Origin of the sequence: Okeania sp. SIO2C9, assembly GCF_010672455.1 — a bacterium.
Lineage (GTDB): Bacteria > Cyanobacteriota > Cyanobacteriia > Cyanobacteriales > Microcoleaceae > Okeania.
The window spans coordinates 18,767-37,671 of sequence record NZ_JAAHGO010000070.1; the positions used below are offsets into that span (position 1 = coordinate 18,767).

At 41.3% G+C, this 18,905-nt stretch carries 11 protein-coding genes; all 11 read left to right on the forward strand.

What is annotated here, in order from left to right:
* The first annotated feature begins 960 nt into the window (after nucleotides 1-960).
* Nucleotides 961-1,599 (forward strand): histidine phosphatase family protein, encoded by a 639-nt coding sequence (locus F6K23_RS32045; protein WP_293163655.1) that lies wholly within the window; start codon nucleotides 961-963, stop codon nucleotides 1,597-1,599.
* 971 nt (nucleotides 1,600-2,570) lie between these two features.
* Nucleotides 2,571-3,788 carry an acetate kinase gene (locus F6K23_RS32050; protein WP_293163658.1) on the forward strand — a complete coding sequence of 406 codons (1,218 nt, stop codon included), beginning with the start codon at nucleotides 2,571-2,573 and terminating at the stop codon, nucleotides 3,786-3,788.
* A 128-nt stretch (nucleotides 3,789-3,916) separates the two neighbouring features.
* Nucleotides 3,917-4,654: a HEAT repeat domain-containing protein gene (locus F6K23_RS32055; RefSeq protein WP_293163661.1), complete on the forward strand. Its 738-nt coding sequence runs from the start codon at nucleotides 3,917-3,919 to the stop codon at nucleotides 4,652-4,654.
* 1,031 nt (nucleotides 4,655-5,685) lie between these two features.
* A complete protein-coding gene (locus tag F6K23_RS32060; protein WP_293163664.1) occupies nucleotides 5,686-7,500 on the forward strand; it encodes a DUF4157 domain-containing protein in 1,815 nt (604 codons plus the stop codon).
* 531 nt (nucleotides 7,501-8,031) lie between these two features.
* Complete coding sequence (locus tag F6K23_RS32065) at nucleotides 8,032-10,170, forward strand: DUF4157 domain-containing protein (protein ID WP_293163666.1); 2,139 nt, start codon at nucleotides 8,032-8,034, stop codon at nucleotides 10,168-10,170.
* 194 nt (nucleotides 10,171-10,364) lie between these two features.
* Nucleotides 10,365-13,517 carry a DUF4157 domain-containing protein gene (locus tag F6K23_RS32070; protein ID WP_293163669.1) on the forward strand — a complete coding sequence of 1,051 codons (3,153 nt, stop codon included), beginning with the start codon at nucleotides 10,365-10,367 and terminating at the stop codon, nucleotides 13,515-13,517.
* An 801-nt stretch (nucleotides 13,518-14,318) separates the two neighbouring features.
* Complete coding sequence (locus tag F6K23_RS32075; RefSeq protein WP_293163672.1) at nucleotides 14,319-14,531, forward strand: hypothetical protein; 213 nt, start codon at nucleotides 14,319-14,321, stop codon at nucleotides 14,529-14,531.
* The gene (locus F6K23_RS32080) at nucleotides 14,528-14,785 is read left to right on the forward strand and encodes a hypothetical protein (RefSeq protein WP_293163675.1); all 258 of its coding nucleotides are present in this window, start codon (nucleotides 14,528-14,530) and stop codon (nucleotides 14,783-14,785) included. Before F6K23_RS32075 ends, F6K23_RS32080 begins: the two co-directional genes overlap by 4 nt.
* Before the next feature lie 227 nt (nucleotides 14,786-15,012).
* Complete coding sequence (locus F6K23_RS32085) at nucleotides 15,013-16,632, forward strand: acyl--CoA ligase family protein (RefSeq protein WP_293163678.1); 1,620 nt, start codon at nucleotides 15,013-15,015, stop codon at nucleotides 16,630-16,632.
* 106 nt (nucleotides 16,633-16,738) lie between these two features.
* Nucleotides 16,739-17,095, forward strand: a complete 357-nt coding sequence (locus F6K23_RS32090) for a four helix bundle protein (RefSeq protein ID WP_293163681.1) — start codon at nucleotides 16,739-16,741, stop codon at nucleotides 17,093-17,095.
* 476 nt (nucleotides 17,096-17,571) lie between these two features.
* A partial coding sequence (locus F6K23_RS32095; protein ID WP_293163684.1) for an AMP-binding protein occupies nucleotides 17,572-18,905 on the forward strand: 1,334 nt, incomplete at its 3' end.

Here is an 18,905-nt window from a genome sequence, read left to right on the forward strand (position 1 = left end):
TTCAGCTTTGTAAGATATTACCAGATACAAAATTTCAAATTACCATTTATTGGGCTAAATTTATACAATCAGATTCCTACTTTGCCTAAAGTTATAGACTCTAAGATTGTGGACGATTATCATCAAAGCGTGATTAACTACCTTAAATATTCAATATATGATTTAATTTATAATTTTCATATAGATACATTAATACTCCTAGATTTTTTGTTGCCTAAAATCCCAAGCTTTATACTTCATAAAATCAATCAGTAGTATATAGAACCAATTTGAGTTCTATATAATTATGGTAGTCAAGTCTTTTTGCGCATCAATTTTGAGGAAAAATCTGCTCTGAAGTGTTGAATTTTTTGTATTATTTCTCCCCACATCTTCCCTTTTCCCTCTTCCCTCTTCCCTCTTCCCTCTTCCCGAAAAATTGTGGGTATGCGCCTCCCCTTTTAAGGGAATAATAAGCGGTCGTTTGCGCAGCATTCCGTAGGATGGGATGGCGAGGTCTCGGAGCCATATCCAATCGACCAAGAGAAAAAAAAATTCATTATTAGTCAATCCTCTCCTTGAAAAGGAGAGGTAATTATTCATTATTCATTATTCATTATTCATTATTCATTGTTGAACTCCTGTCTCCTGTCTCCTGACTCAAGGCTAAAAAAACGCGCATATTTATGAAGATACGATCAGGGGTTCTATAAAGTTAATTTTTTTGAATTTTTTAATTATTTTTATCGAAAATTAACCTGATTTTAACCTAGTTTTAACTACTTAATTTTCAGAAAATATTTGCTGGAAATTATTAATATTTAATTAGATAATATTAGGTTAAATACTTATAGTATTTTTGAAGGTCGGCAATGGGTAATTGGTAATTTGTACCCTTCTCAAACAGCTTCATTATCTGAACATGAGATTAATCAGTGAAAGTGGTAGTATATCAAAGAAAAATCATTAGGAATATAGTCCATGAGTTTGAAGTTGTATTTTATCCGACATGGAGAAACTACATACAGTAAAACTGGCGGTTACTGTGGCATTTTAGACCCAGAATTGACTCCAGAAGGGTTAGAAATGGCAGAACAATTTGCTAAAACTCATAGCTCATTAAATTGGACTGCCACCTATGTTAGCCCGAAGAAAAGAACAATTGCTACTGCAAAACCTTTGTGTGATGCAGTAGGATTAGAAATGCAAATACGGGATGGTTTGAAAGAAATTGCTTACGGAAAATGGGAAGGAGAAACTCCAGAAACAGTTAATCGCGACTACCATGATGAATATGTTCGTTGGTTAACAGATCCTGGTTGGAATGCACCTACTGGTGGAGAAAAAGGTATAGATATTGCTCGTCGCTCTTCTCAGGTAATTCAAGAAATTCAAGACAACCATGAAACAGGTAATGTATTAGTTGTATCTCATAAAGCAACTATTAGAATTATGCTTTGTGATTTATTAGGAATTGATATTGGTAGGTATCGCGATCGCATTGCGATGTTGGTTGGTGGAGTCAGTATTGTAGAAATGGGTGATCATGGTCCATTGCTACATTGTTTATCAGACCGTTGTTATCTTGACGAAAAATTACGGTCTTTACAGGGTACTTAAAATAATTAATAATTAATAATTAATAATTAATAATTAATAATTACCTCCCCTTTAAAAGAAGAGGATTTACTCAAAGGAAAATTTTTCTTTTTATCCCCTTAAAAGAGGAGGCTTTAAACTACAATTTTTCGGCAATTGGGAATTAGGAGATAACTATAGCAATCAGGAATCAGTTGTGAGAATTCAAGTGTTCCTTAAAAGTATAGAATATAGCAATTATTACATTCATATGATACGTTTTTTTCTTCTTCTCTGTTGCCTGTTGCCTGTTGCCTGTTGCCTAAAAGTTTCCAATATCTCACAACTCAAATCATATTGCTATAGGTTTTTTGAATAGTTGAATACCCTTCCACTAGATGTATCATAAAATGAAATTTTCCTATAACTATTAGGAGGCTTTATAATCGAATTTAAGTTGATTTTTTTATCCTCTTTATTCTGTGTTTCTTGGTGTAGAAGTCGAAGCAAAGATTAGGACATATTAAAAGCTTAAAACTCAGACAATACCAGATTTTCCCTTCTTCCTTCTGCTATAAAAAAGTAGATATTTATTGAAATTAGGTGACAAGGAACCTTTTAATTCTAAGTTTTCCAGGAAAAATATATATCAACTAATTGACTTTTGCAAGGAAATATTGTTATACCAATTCCCAAAAATAATGCGATACTTAATTAAAATTTCATTTATTAAGTAATAATAATAGTTCAGTAATGTTTGTAACGATTCTCGGTATTAAGCCAAGATATCTTATTTCTTTGAACCATACTCCCTACTCTCAAGGAGATGTATAGCAGAAGAAAGAAGGAAGAGGGAAGAAGGAAGAAGGAAAAGTATTACGTTATCTGAGTTTTAAGCTTTTTATCTGTCCTAACCTTTGCTTCGACTGCTATAGCAATACTTTTGAGATTTGGTATTACTTGTATATTATTACCAAAAAATATAATTTAAAAAATAGAAATAATTATTAACTATGAAAATTTTAGTTTTAAACGCAGGCTCTAGTTCCCAAAAAAGTTGCTTGTATGAAATTACTGGGGAAAAATTACCAGAAAATCCACCAAAACCAATTTGGGAAGCAGCAATTGACTGGACTGCTAATGATAATTATGGTCTGATGGAAATTGCAGCAAATGGAGTGGAAAAAGAGGTAAAACTTAACCCAGAAAAACGCCTAGAAAGCATTACTAAAATGTTAGAAACTCTTAGCAAAGGAGAAACTAAAGTTATAGAAAAACTATCCGATATAGATGTAGTTGGTCATCGAGTAGTTCATGGCGGTTCAGATTATTCAGAAGCAACATTAATTACAGATAAAGTCAAGGCAACAATCAAAAATCTTATTCCTTTAGCACCTACCCATAATCCCAATCATTTAGAAGGAATTGAAGCCATTGAAAAAACATTAGGAAATGTAGCTCAAATCGCAGTATTCGATACAGCATTTCATAGCAAAATGCCAAAAAAAGCTGCTGTTTATCCAATTCCTTATGAATGGTTTGAAAAAGGAATTCGGCGCTATGGATTTCATGGCACAAGTCATAAATATTGTGCTCAAAAAACAGCAAAAATCTTAGGAAAACCACTAGAATCTTTGCGGATAATTACTTGTCATTTAGGTAATGGAGCTTCTTTAGCAGCAGTTCGTAATGGAATTAGTATTAATACTACCATGGGATTTACTCCATTAGAAGGATTAATGATGGGAACTCGTAGTGGCTCAATTGACCCGGCAATTCTCATTTATTTAATGCGAGAACATGGTCTCGATGCAGAAAAACTCAATACAATTTTCAACAAAGAATCAGGGTTAAAAGGAATATCAGGAAAATCTGGAGATATGCGTTATATAACCACAGCGATGCAAGAAGGAGATGAACCTGCCCAATTAGCATTCGATATTTATATTCATCAACTTTGTTGTTGTATTGGAAAAATGCTCCCTTCTCTTAGTGGTATAGACGTTTTAGTATTTACTGCTGGAATAGGAGAACATTCAGCAATTGTCAGAGAAAAAACTTGTGAAAACTTTGAATTTTTAGGGTTAAAAATAGACCGGAAAAAAAATATTAAACCAGGGATGGATACCGAAATTTCTACTTCAGATTCAAAAGTACGAGTATTGGTAGTACATACAGAAGAAGATTGGGCGATCGCTTGTGAATGTTGGCAGAAAATGAACCAAGCTTAGGTGATATTTGGACGAAAATTTTGACAAATAGTTAATTAATTTTTAATTAATTCTGTCATAGTACTAATACAATTTCACAAAAGAAAGTAAAAAATTATAAAGTACATAAGTACAGTAAAATTACTGTTATGGACAATCAAGACCTCAATCAACTCAATATTCAGCCAATGGAAGAAAGTCCTTTAGATCATTTAGGAGAAGATCCCCCAAAACCAGATCCAGAGGAAATGTTGCCATTGCTAACTTCTTCAGAACCCTCCCAAAGGATGATTGCAGCGCGAGCTTTCTGTGAACTCCAGGAAAAACGGGCTATTATTCCATTAATTAAATTATTAGAAGATGATTGTCCATTAATACGAGTGAGTGCTGCTTATGCTTTGGGCCGTAATCCTAGCCCAGATGCAGTAGAACCTCTAATTACACAATTGAATAGGGACTTCAATGGCTATGTCCGTAAAGGAGTGGTTTGGGCCTTGGGAAATTGTTGCGATCGCCGTGCTTTGGAACCTTTAGTTGATGTCCTCAGAACAGATATTTCTGCAGTGCGTTTATGGGCAGCAAGTTCTCTTGGGCAGATGGCCAAAGTAAGTTATGAAGTGGTAGTAGGGGCAATACCACCATTAATTGAAGGTTTGCGACGAGACTCAATGCCAGCAGTTAGGAGTAATTGTGCATGGGCCATTGGTCAATTATGTCGAGAATTACCTTCTAATGTGGTCTATGCAGGTGGAATTGATGCCTTAATTGAAGCATTAGAAGAGGAGCAAGATATGGGAGTGCGGGAAGATGCTAAATCATCTTTGTTACGAGTAGGAGACCCCAGAGGTCTGCAAGTTATTGAAGATTTAGCAATGGAAGGGCTTTAACGAAGTCAGAAGTCAGTAGGGGCGAATGGCATTCGCCCGTACAGAAGTTATTTTTGTAACGGGGATTTGAGCTTCGCTCCAAAAATATTTCGCCTGAAAAGGCGGGGTGGCGCGACCCATATTATTTTGATCGCGACTTACGCATAACCGCCATATATTGTAGGGGCGAATGGCATTCGCCCCCTACTGATAGCGTACTGTTTAAGAATTTGCGTAAGTTCTGTTGATAAAAAAAATATATACTGATAAGTTAAAGTAATAACAATTACTACTGGACCGACACAGCTAAAACTGTGCATTAGATTATTGGTGCGGGGGCGGGTTTACCAAGTCCTGGGTAAAACCGGGGCGGGTTCACGCTCGTTGTTGGTAAAACCATTCAGTTAACGCGGAACCCGCCCCTACCGCGGAACCCGCCCCTACCCGATGCACCAAATTAGCTGTGTCACGCCACTACTGTTAAAATTGTTTATGATTAATACAATTATAACAAAAAAAATCAGGACTTACGCAGAGGCTCTACATATAGGGAGGGCGAATGCCATTCGCCCCTACATATGGTACTTTAAAAGTCAATTTGCGTAAGTCCTGAAAATGTTTCGCGCTTCGCTCAGAGTATATTTTCGCCCTTGAAATTCATCTGCCGCTAAATCTCGCGATGATAACGGGAGTCCTCTTTCCACATTTTTTGATAGAGAATTGACTTAGTTAATAGCTTACGTCTTGACATCCTCCCGACGCTGCTCTACGAGACAGCGCGGGATTCCTAACCATCGCGCTCTTAGTTCTTTCTGCTTCAATGCACCAGCCTCCAAGGTCAAGCCTCTTTTCGGTCTAAAGGCGCGCTCCACAGACTGACACTGCTAGCCCAGCAGCCTTTTTTAAGTCTAACACACTATTGGCATGCGCCGCAAAATTGATTGGTTTTCATCCCGACGCTGCTCTACGAGACAGCGCGGGTCTTCAACCAACGTTGAGATAACTTTTATTATGCTTAAAATTAGTATAGCAATTAAATAGAGCAGTCGGTTATGATTAAAACTTCACTCAACAGAGCCACATCTTCATACCAACCCTTGACAAAGGATAAAAGAAAAGCCAGTTTTCCAAAAACAGAACAACCAGTACAACCAAACAGAGAATATACCTCACCCGAAACTCTTGAATTACAGGGATACAAGCAGCCTAAGGTAGGGGCAATGATAGAAAATGTGATGGCTGCACAACTTGCGGGTATGAGCGATCGGCCTTCAACGAAAGATGAGGACTTTGGAAATCAATTAAGAGTACCTCGCCCAGATAAGTTAGGTAGTATGAGCATCCAGCCAAAGCTAACTGTAGGACGACCCCCTACATTCAATGAAGGGGAGTTGGGAAATCAATTAAGAGCACCTCGCCCAGATAAGTTAGGTAGTATGGTCATCCAACCGAAGTTAACTGTAGGACGACCCCCTTCAAGGAATGTAGGGGAGTTGGGAAATCAATTAAGAGCACCTCGCCCATTTAAGTTAGGTAGTATGACCATCCAGCCGAAGTTAACTATAGGAGAATCTAATGATGCTTACGAGCAGGAGGCGGATCGGGTAGCTAGTAGGGTGGTAGATGAAATTAATGCCCCTGCACCAATACAACGTCAAACAGGGGAAGAAGAGTTACAGAGGGAACCCCAGTTAAGTGCCATTAAGCTCCAAGGAAAGACAGGAGAGAAGGATTTAGGGTATAGTCCAAAAAAGCCGATAGTGCAATGGAAAGGGATAGAAGAGGGTGTGTTATTGAGAAGAGCTGCGGTAAACAGAATGAATGGGTACAGAGGTGGGGAAGCGACTGGGGACTTGGAATCATCAATCAATAGTGCACGCGGGAGTGGGCAACCGTTAGATCAGGGCTTGCAGGAAAAGATGGGGCAGGCGATGGGGGCAGATTTTAGTGGGGTACGGGTGCATACCGATGCCCAGTCTGATCAGTTGAATCAATCTATACAGGCGAAGGCGTTTACCACGGGGCAGGATGTGTTTTTTCGCCAGGGGGCGTATGAGCCTTCGAGTCGGGGGGGGCAGGAGTTGATTGCCCATGAGTTGACCCATGTGGTGCAGCAGAATGGGGTCGCGGTGCAACGCAAGAGCCATTCCGAGGTAGAAACTACCGGGGATTTATCATCAGCGATAACCTCTATCCAGGAGTCGGTAAGCACAGGCGATCGCTCGAAGGAAGATTCATTACCACCAATACATAGGAAAGAAGCAACAACCCTAACCCAACGAAGGTTAAGAAGATTACAACACACAAGTAATATTTTAGTGGGACGTACCAGTGTTGCGCATACGATTCAACGGGGAAAAATGGCTATGGGCGAGGATCCACCGATTAAGGAAGGGACAAAACTTTTGAATGAAGACACCGTTACTGTTAATTCTTTTGATGAGCAAAAAAAGAAGGGGGGCAAACGTCTTCACCTAGTCTCTCATATAGAAGCAGACGGGAAATTTGGAGGTTATACTTCCCAAGAAATGGCCGATGCAATGTTGCAAGCTCATCTGTTTGATGGTAAAACAACCACAAGTACAATAAAACTCCATGGATGCAATTCGGCACCATTTGCGCAAGCGTTGGCGAATGCATTGGATGGAAATACAGGATACCTTACAGTATCAGTTATAGGAAGCAACGGACTAAATGTGACAAAACCAAATGGAGAATCAGTTGTTCTAGATCCAGCAAAATGTGGAGGTGGAAGTACAGAAGACCAATGGAATTATTGGTCTAAAAAAGCGGACTCTTTGACGAAAGAGCGATGGCTACAGGAGGTTGGAAAGCACTTACATTCCAACCCGTGGACGACGTACTGATCGGAGCTTGACCCCCGATATAGTGCGCTCGCCTGTAGTTGCGATCGCCGTTCTTGTAGGTTGGGTTGACGCAAGGAAACCCAACAATTTATCCCAATTCTCCAAACAACCGAAACAAAAAAAAATCAACCCTTATTCGCTTATTATTGGTTATTTGGGTTGGTTATCTGATAGGGTGTTGGGTTGCACGATCTTTAACCCTACCTAGTGGACTGTTTCATCTAAAGTAGTGTATTAGAATTGTCATTGCGAACGATAGTGAAGCAATCTCTAGTAGATTTCCGATTGCATCATTTTAGTTGAAACGGTTCATTAGGGTGCATTAACGGAATGTAACACTCCGACCCAACCCCTAATACTACGACTCTATAATAATCAGTGCGATCGCTATTGTAGGACGCGAAATGTAACGTGCCTTCATTAATATTAACATTCGGTGCGTGACGCCAAAGCTAACACTTAGTTGACAACTTACGTCATTACCCTTATTATGCTTAAATTTAGTATAGCAATTAAATAGAGCAGTCTGTTATGACCAAAACTTCACTCAACAAAGCCACATCTTCATACCAACCGTTGACAAAGGATAAAGGAAAAGCTAGTTTTCCTAAAACAGAACAACCAGTACAAGCAAACAGAGAATATACCTCACCCGAAACTCTTGAATTACAGGGATACAAACAGCCCAAGGTAGGGGCAATGATAGAGAATGTGATGGCTGCACAACTTGCGGGTATGAGCGATCGGCCTTCAACGAAAGATGAGGACTTTGGAAATCAATTAACAGCACCTCGCCCAGATAAGTTAGGTAATATGGTCATCCAGCCGAAGTTAACTGTAGGACGACCCCCTTCAAGGAGTGTAGGGGAGTTGGGAAATCAATTAAGAGCACCTCGCCCAGATAAGTTAGGTAGTATGGTCATCCAACCGAAGTTAACTGTAGGACGACCCCCTTCAAGGAGTGTAGGGGAATTGGGAAATCAATTAAGAGCACCTCGCCCATCTAAGTTAGGTAGCATGAGCATCCAGCCAAAGTTAACTGTAGGACGACCCTCTTCATTATTGGAATCTGCGATCGCAAAGGAGCAGGTATCGGAAACAGAAGGTGGGAGCGAAACGCAGTTGCAAGCAGATAGCTCTCAAGAAACTTCCTCAGCACCCATCCAAGCAAAAGTTGCAGAAACAGCGAACAAAACAGGTTTACCAGATAGCCTCAAAGCGGGCATTGAAAACCTCTCTGGTTATTCGATGGATGATGTGAAAGTGCATTACAATTCAGAGAAACCAAGTCAATTACAGGCACATGCTTATGCACAAGGAACAGATATTCATGTTGCTCCAGGACAAGAAAAACATTTGCCCCATGAAGCTTGGCATGTGGTGCAACAGAAACAAGGAAGAGTGAAGCCAACGATGCAACTGGAAAGCAAAGTGAATGTGAATAATGATGCTGAGTTGGAGAAAGAAGCGGATGTCATGGGTGGAAAGGCAATGATTGCCAACACATCCGAAAAGAATAACAAAAGTGCCGTAAATCATTTAGAAAGAATGATTAATCCAAAACGTGATTATCATTTTAAAAGTAATACAGCACAATTGGGCAAACACACATTTACAAAGAAACAACAACAATATTTTCAAAAAGCAAAAAAAATAGGGGTAGTGAAGAATTATCATCTTGGACATAAAAGCAAAAAAGTATCAAGAACTTTTAATGGGTTAAAAGACGAGTTTAAAATGCTGTTGCAGATAAAAGATCCCAAATTAAGCAAGAAAATCTCCGACGCTGATAAGAAATTCAAAGATTTACTTAAAGAATATGATGTTGTCTTAGAACCCTATAATGATAGTGGCGATCTACTGTTCACAAGAACCGAACAAAGAAATGCAGTAGAAGATGCAGAAATGTCGGATGGTTTTACGACCACAAAATTTCAAGAACAAGCAGGTGAGTTTATTCTGGGCACAATTCGGAACGAATTACAACCGGTTTATGACAGTGGCAATGATGAATTAATGGGTTTAGTGGAAGGGAGTGGTACTATTCATTGGTCTCACAATATAGATTTGAAGGCATATTCAAAAATTACTACTCCGTCTACAGTTCCGACTAAAACAGGTCCTTGGAATTGTGGTGCTATTAATCCCCTTACAGGTACAGCTAAAACTACCAATATTACAATTGTTAATCATACAGGTCCTAACGATCCGGAGGATTTGAAGGATATGCAAAAATGGAAATCAAAAGGTATCTTAACCGATCCTAAGTCAGGCCATACGTTAACAAAAATGCATCAAATTCGAGCGCGTTTTGGGGGGCCTGGTGACAAAAGAAATATGTTTCTCGGAACACCTTTAAGTAACAATCATCATTTAAAATCTCACAATGCTGTTGTAGAGAGCAAAATAGATACTGCACTTGCGATTAAGGGCTACAAATCTAATTGGGTTGAGTATAAAGTAAAACCTGGTTTTGGTACGATTGCAAATCACGTTCAAAGTAAAATCAATAGTAAGCTAACAGGTAAGGATAAAACCGATGCTGAAGCTTGGTGTAAAGAGGCTACACCTGCCAAGTATGACACTGAGTGGACTCATTACTTAACCGATGCTAGTAATGTAACTATATCAAAAACATACAAAGATCGTCTTGATGCGGACATAACTTAATTGATGCTAGTAATGTTAAGTATGTCAGTGTGATGCCGAGTTATAGCGATCGCTCTTGTAGGGTGCGTACATTTCGCACTTTCTTAATATTAACTTTCGGTGTCTGACGTTAAGGCTAACACTTAGTTGACAACTTAGGTCATAACTGTTATAATAATTAGATTTAGTATAACAATTAAATAGAGCAGTCGGTTATGATTAAAACTTCACTCAACAGAGCCGCATCTTCATACCAACCGTTGACAAAGGATAAAGGAAAAGCCAGTTTTCCTAAAACAGAACAACCAGTACAACCAAACAGAGAATATACTTCACCCGAAACTCTTGAATTACAGGGATACAAGCAGCCCAAGCTAGGGGCAATGGTAGAGAATGTGATGGCTGCACAACTTGCGGGTATGAGCGATCGACCTTCAACGAAGGATGAAGACTTTGGAAATCAATTAAGAGCACCTCGCCCAGATAAGTTAGGTAGTATGGTCATCCAGCCGAAGTTTACTGTAGGACGACCCCCTTCAAGGAGTGTAGGGGAGTTGGGAAATCAATTAAGAGCACCTCGTCCAGATAAGTTAGGTAGTATGAGCATCCAGCCGAAGTTAACTGTAGGTGAACCTAATGATGCCTATGAGCAGGAAGCGGATAGGGTAGCCAGGAGGGTGGTTGATGAAATTAATGCCCCTGCATCGGTACAACGTCACACAGGTGATGAAGAGATACAAATGAAACCCCACTCAAGTGCCATCCAGCTCGAAAGAATGACAGGAGTTAGGGATTTTGGGTTTAGTCCCAAAGTGTCGATGGTGCAAAGGGAAGGGATGGAAGAGGGTGTGTTATTTAGAAGGGCAGTGGTAAACAGAATGGATGGGTACGCAGGAGGAGATGCGACTGGGGAGTTGGAAACAGCAATTGAAGGTGCGCGGGGAAGTGGGCAACATTTAGATCCGGGCTGGCAGGCGAAAATGGGGCAGGCGATGGGTGCGGATTTTAGTGGGGTGCGGGTGCATACGGATAGTCAGTCGGATCGGTTGAATCAATCAATTCAGGCGAAGGCGTTTACGACGGGGCAGGATGTGTTTTTTCGGCAGGGGGCTTATGAGCCTGGGATCCGAGGGGGGCAGGAGTTGATTGCCCATGAGTTGACCCATGTAGTGCAGCAGAATGGGGGGGTGGTGCAGCGGCAGAGCGATCTCGAAGAAGAGGAACCCTTGCAAGGCAAATTCGCCACCGATGTGATGCCGACTCAGCTCCAGACCACCGGCGCACCGGTTGAAAACCGCACTGGGATTCCAGATTCGTTGAAGGTGGGATTGGAACAGCTCTCAGGTCTGGACATGTCGGGTGTGCGTGTACATTACAACTCTGCCAAACCGGCACAACTTAACGCCCTCGCTTATACGCAAGGCCAGAACATTGAGGTGGGGCCGGGGCAAGAGCGTCATCTGCCCCATGAAGGGTGGCACGTGGTGCAGCAGATGCAGGGGCGAGTGAAGCCCACGATGCAGACCAAAGGGATGTCGATTAACGATGATGCGGCTTTGGAGTGCGAAGCGGATGTGTTTGGGCAGAAGGCTGCCGGTGATCGGTTTGTAGCTCGATCTCCTGCGGAACGCCGAGACGGAACAAACAAAAGCGGTTCGCAAATCCAATCTACACATGCCACTGAGGTATCCCCGCAGCCGCACGCTAGCGGAGTTGGCGGGGGTCACCGAAGCGTCATACAACGGCTTATCGAAATCGGCGAAGAGTCTCTCTCCGCGGCTCAAATAAAACCGCGTCTTCAGTCGCCCCTCCGGCTTGAGAGACGGAACGAGGCGGGTAAGATCCCAAAAATCGACCTGTTTAACGCTGGCATTCTTGATGGCGTACTGCCGGTTTATGACAAGCAGAACCGCCAATTTAATGACTGGATAGAGTTCGCACAAGCGATGAGTGTCATTGTCGAACCCTACTGGCTGCTGTGGAATGTCGGAAGCAACGCCGCTGAGATCGTCAATAACCAGAAGAAGGTTCAGGCGTTGATTGTCAACAACCGCCCCGCCTTCTCCAGCTTGGTGACCACCCTGGGCTTCGAGCACGAGTTCGCCCAGATGAAGAACGGTCCCCTGCGCGGAGTCTCACACCTCGAGCTTACCCGTAGCAAAGAAACCTTACCGCTGACCAACCTCCCCTGGATCCTTGAAACTGACGCTGAAAGCACGCTGGAACTAGTCAGTCCGCCCTTTGCAGTCCCAACCGTGGGCGGTCGCCCCATGCCACATGCCGATGTGGTTAATAAAATGGACAATATTTTGAAGACGGGGCTCGTCGGGGCTGTGAAGGGAATTACCGGCTGGATGAACTGGGGTAAGCTCCCGGAGCTGGTGAGTTCCCTCAACACTGCCCTTGGGATTGAATTCCAATCACTCCAGGAGCTGTCCATCGGGCCGGAGAACCTCTCGGCGAAGACCCAGCTAGACGAACTGCCTGGTCCTGCGATCACGGCTGGAAGACTAGGTGAAATCGAGGTTGGAGCGAGCAATAAGCACTCGGGAGGTATGGACTCGCAGATCAATTTCGCCGCCGACATCGAGACGCTAGATATGATTCAGGACCTCGGAAAAGGTTTGGCCGATAAATCGACCCAGATTCTGAAACGTATTGAGCGGAAGCTAGCCGAGGCCATGCCCGTGCCGAAAGATGCGTCAGGAGAACTTGCTAAGTTCTATCCCCTCCTCCACCGCAAGCTAGCTGGTTTATTCGCGATCCAGTCTCAGGCCAAAGTACGCGATTGGCAGAAGCAGGCCTATTCTTACCTCGCCGCCAAGCAGACAGAAGAGACAGTCGTTCAGCCACCGACTCCGCAAGACTTCGACTTCGACATGGACGCTCTCCTGAGCAGTGTAGTCAAGGATGTCTCGCCTCTCTGGGTGAAGGATCATCTGGTCAGCCTGGCTAAAGGCATGTTGACGGAGGATGATCTTGCAGTTCTGGCTGATGATCTCAAAAAACATCTGAATCTTTCGCTCGATGTAGGTGTGAGGAAGAGCAAAACCGTGGGTATAGCAGAAGGCTTCGAAAAGCTCCTGGAAGAGCGACTCGATCAGTTTAATGCTGATCTGAAGCAAGCCATCAAGGTGCTCTATAGCTCCTTAAGTGAGAGAGACTTCACTAAAGCTGACGAACGCGCCGCGTCTGGGTTCCTTGAGCACGATCCTCAGTTCATTGGCGCACGCCAAGACACCTACCTGAATCCGAGCCATGTCCAGCAGGAAGGTCTTTGGAGCGGGCGACGCCTCCACGTAGCCGAGATCCGCAAGGGCAATGTAGGAATCCTCAGCGAGGGAAATCGTCGAGCCACAGAAGGATGAGGAAAGCAAAAAGTGCGATCGCAGCTTTTGTAGGGTGCGTTACACTTGGGTTAACGCACCAAGCAAAGCCCAATCGAAGCGATAGCACCCACGCAAAACCCCATAATGAGGCATAAATTACAATTGCGATCTCTTCTGACGTGCCAGCTTGAATATAGATCGTCTTATATTTATTATTGTATCTTTTTGGGTCTTGGTGCGTAAGTCCTAGGAGTGTTAATTCGACTTGCACCAATGCGAACGCCATGAAATGTAAACCACCATCGGAGTGTTAATTGTAGAATGCGTTTATGGATTGTAACGTGTCATTTTTATGTTGATTCGGTGTTGGCGCTGTCGCGCTTCACACCCTAGTAGTTATAGTGCGATCGATCTTGTAGGGTGCGTTAATGAAATGTAACGCACCTTCAAAAGATTAAGATTGGGAGTGTTACGCCAAAGCCAACACACCATACTGCAAAGGCGATGCTGGATATGAAACCCAACAAACCCAAACCATTGAGCAGCTCATCCACCCCACACCTAACCCAAATCCCCCACCGCCGGACATATTCCTCAACACGGTTATCATCCGCGCCTTGCTCATAAATTAGAATTGAGAATTGAGAATTGAGAATTGATTTTGAGCTTCTTTTAGTGCGATCGCTCTTGCAGGGTAGGCAAATGGAAATGAATCCAGATAATACGGACAAACATTGAAAAAAAGATACAATAACAAATGTTTTATATGTCTTGGGTTAAAATGATTGCGCATGAGCTAAATTAAGCTTAATTAATTGAACTTAATAAAAATCAGGAAAAATGATGAAGGAAACCAACAAATTAAAAGAGATAGAAAAAGCAATTAGCCAGTTGTCCCCCCAAGATTTAACCGAATTTCGTCGATGGTTTGCTGAATTTGACGCAGAAGCATGGGATCAACAATTTGAAACCGATGTAACCACAGGTAAGCTAGATGGGTTAGCAGAAAAAGCGTTAAAACACTTACGAGAAGGAAACTGCACGGACTTGTGAAACATCGAGCAACCCCTGATTTTTGGTATTATTATCGACAATTGCCCCCCCATATTCAAGACCTTGCCGATAAATGTTATGATTTATTAAAACAAGATCCCTATTATCCTTCATTACATTTTAAGAAAGTAGGTCGTTTTTGGACGGTTCGGATTGGGATACATTACAGAGCTATTGCAGTGGGAGATGGACAAGAAATGGCATGGTTTTGGATAGGACATCATGCAGAATATGACAAAATATTAGGAAAATAAGGGCGATCGCCGATCTTGTAGGTTGGGTTGACGGAGGGAAACCCAACAATATATCCCTATTCTCCAGACAACCGATCTTATGCTAAAATTCAGAATCCTATCTTGTATATCTTTAAAATTTGCCATTTTTAGTTCGATTTCTTCTAAATTCTCAATTATAACATATCTTTAAAATTTGCCATATTAGGTTCTACTTAATTCTAAATTCTGAAAAAGGAGCATTCTGAATGCCAAGTTATGAAGTTTCCTCTCAATTTCTTACTCCTCAAAGTTTCCTAGAACGCAGTCTAGCAGCATTTCACGACAAAGATGCTATAGTTTACCGCTCCTCTCGCTGGACTTATGCGCAGGTTGCCGCTAGAGTTAATCAACTGGCAAATGCCTTAAAAAATAGAGGTTTACAAAAAGGCGATCGCGTAGCTTTCCTTTGCCCGAATATTCCACCGATGCTAGAAGCACATTTTGGCGTTCCTTTAGCAGGAGGAGTTTTAGTCGCCATTAATATTCGATTAGCTGCTAAGGATATTTCTTACATCCTCAATAACTGTGGAGCGCGTCTATTATTTGTCGATACAGAATTATCTCATCTGGTAGCATCGGTGCAGGATGAGTTGGAAAGTGTAGAGGAAATTATCAATATAGTAGACACTGAAATAGAAACAACAGGAGAAAAATTACCAGGAACAGACTATGAAACCTTTTTAACTACAGGTAGCTCAGACCCGATAATATCGACACTCACGGAGGAAAACGAACCAATTTCTATCAGCTACACCAGTGGCACCAGCGGTCAACCAAAAGGAGTAGTATATACTCACCGTGGTGCTTATCTCAATGCTTTAGGTATGGCATTAGAATTAGGAATGAATAACCGCAGTGTCTATTTGTGGACTTTACCCATGTTTCACTGCAATGGTTGGTGTTTTCCTTGGGGAGTCATTGCTGTGGGTGGTACTCATGTTTGTCTCCGAAAATTTTACCCCAGTACAGTAATTTCATTAATCATGGATGAGGGAGTGACTAACTTCTGTGCTTCTCCCACAATATTAATAATGCTTACCAAGGAGCATCAAGTAATCAATAAATTACAACTTTCCCATACCGTTACAGTTGTTACTGGAGGTGCACCACCTTCCCCAACTCTGATTCAGAAAATGGAAGAGTTGGGAATTGAATTGATTCATGGTTACGGTTTAACTGAAACTTATGGTCCTCATTCTATCTGCGAATGGCAAGCACCATGGAATGAGTTATCACTTGCCGAACGCGCTCGTTTGAAAGCTAGACAGGGAGTTGCTTGTATTCATTCTTCTCAGATGCGGGTAGTAGATAAGGATATGCAGGATGTACCTACTGATGGGGAAACTATGGGAGAAGTTGTGATGCGCGGCAATAATGTGATGCAGGGATATTTTAACGATCCAGAGGCGACTGAGTGGGCGTTTCGGGGTGGTTGGTTTCATAGTGGAGATTTGGCCGTGATGTATCCTGATGGTTATATGGAATTACGCGATCGCGCTAAGGATATTATTATTAGTAGTGGCACGAATATTTCGACTATTGAGGTGGAGAGAGTTATTTATAAACATCCAGCAGTTTTGGAAGTGGCGGTTATTGCTATCCCGGATGAGAAACGAGGTGAAGTGCCGAAAGCTTTTGTTACTCTCAAGTCTGATGTTAATGTGAAGGCGCAGGAAATTATTGATTTTTGTCGTCAGCATTTAGCGGTTTTTAAGATTCCGAAAGCGGTTGAATTTATAGAGTTGCCAAAGACTGCTACGGGTAAGGTTCAGAAATATTTGTTGCGGGAGAAAGAGTGGGTCGGTTATGAAAAAAGGATTCACTAGAATTTAGAATTTAGAATTTAGAATTTAGAATTTAGAATTATTAGAATTTAGAATTTAGAATTATTAGAATTTAGAATTTAGAATTTAGAATAAATATCACCTATATATGGTAAAAAAAAATATACAAGATAGAAGTTTAAATTTTAGCATCAGAATAGTAAAGCTTTGCAAGTTTTTGAGAGAAAATGGTGGGACAGGCTATGATTTGAGTAAACAATTAATACGCTCTGGGACAAGCATAGGCGCGAATATTGAGGAAGCACAAAACGCAGAAAGTAAAGCCGATTTTATTCATAAAATGAATATTTCTCTCAAGGAAGCTAGAGAGACTAATTACTGGTTAAAGATATTAATTGCAACAGAAAAAGAACTAGAACAAAGATTACTTCCTTTATTAAATGAATCTAATGAATTAATTTCTATTCTTCATGCAATCATTAAAAATACTAAAGCTCAAAATTAAAAGAATGCAGAATTTAGAATTTAGAATTATTAGAATTTAGAATTTAGAATTTAGAATTTAGAATTATTAGAATTTAGAATTATTAGAATTTAGAATTTAGAATTACGCTTTGCAACGGGGATTTGATATAGAATCCGGTTATACATATACAATATATGTTTATAATTCTATCTATACTTCAATATTCAACCTCCCCATCTTCCCATCTTCCCATCTCCCCACAGGGCGTTCTTCATTGTGGTCAGAGAATATTTTCCATTAAGTAACTTTGGCAAGATATAGGAGATTTCAAAGGATACAAATTTTCTCCGGATTAATTCTAAATTCTCAAAAAATTCTAAATTCTAAAGGATTTGATATTACCCCAACGCAAAACGCCCTGCATTCTCAAAAAATACCAAAGCTCAAAATTAATTCTAAATTCTAAATTCTAAATTCTAAATTCTCAAAAAATTCTAAATTCTAAATTCTAAATTATGAAAGTTTCCTCTCAATTTCTCACTCCCCAAAGTTTCCTAGAACGCAGTGTGGGAGCATTTCGTGACAAAGAGGCCATAGTTTACCGCTCCTCTCGGTGGACTTATGCTCAGTTTGCCACTAGAGTAAATCAACTAGCAAACGCCTTAAAAAATTGGGGGTTACAAAAAGGCGATCGCGTAGCTTTCCTTTGCCCGAATATTCCACCTATGCTAGAAGCACATTTTGGCGTTCCTCTAGCAGGAGGAGTTTTAGTCGCTATCAATATTCGATTAGCTGCTAAAGATATTTGCTACATCCTGAATAACTGTGGAGCGCGTCTATTATTTGTGGATACAGAATTATCTCACCTAGTAGCACCAGTGCGGGATGAGTTAGAAACTGTCGAAGAAATTATCAATATAGTAGATACTCAGATAGAAACAACAGGAGAAAAGTTACCAGGAACAGATTATGAAACCTTTTTAACTACAGGTACATCAGACCCTCTACCTTCCCCCCTAACAGACGAAAACGAACCAATTTCTATCAACTATACCAGTGGCACCAGCGGTCAACCAAAAGGAGTAGTATATACCCACCGTGGTGCTTATCTCAATGCTTTGGGCGAAGCTTTAGAATTAGGGATGAATAATAACAGTATCTATTTGTGGACTTTACCCATGTTTCATTGCAATGGTTGGTGTTTTACCTGGGGAGTCATTGCTGTGGGTGGTACTCATATTTGTATGCGGAAATTTTTCCCTAATACTGTCGTCTCGTTAATTATGGATGAGAGAGTGACTCATTTCTGCGGTTCCCCTACAATATTAATTGCTCTTGCCAACGACCGCGCCATCAAAAAATTACAACTTTCCCATCCTCTTCGAGTTGCCACTGCTGGTGCACCACCTTCCCCCACTATTATTCAGACAATGGAAGAGTTGGGAGTTGATATTACTCATGTTTATGGTTTAACAGAAACCTACGGACCCCATAGTGTCTGTGAATGGCAAGCACCTTGGGACGATCTACCAATGGCGGAAAGGGCAAAGTTGAAAGCTAGACAGGGAGTGCCTTATATTCATGCTGCTCAAATGCGGGTAGTAGATAAGGATATGCAAGATATACCTGCTGATGGGGAAACTATGGGAGAAGTGGTGATGCGTGGCAATAATGTCATGCAGGGATATTTTAACGATCCGGAGGCGACTGAGTTGGCGTTTCGGGGTGGTTGGTTTCATAGTGGAGATTTGGCCGTGATGTATCCTGATGGTTATATGGAATTACGCGATCGCGCTAAGGATATTATTATTAGTAGTGGCACGAATATTTCGACTATTGAGGTGGAGAG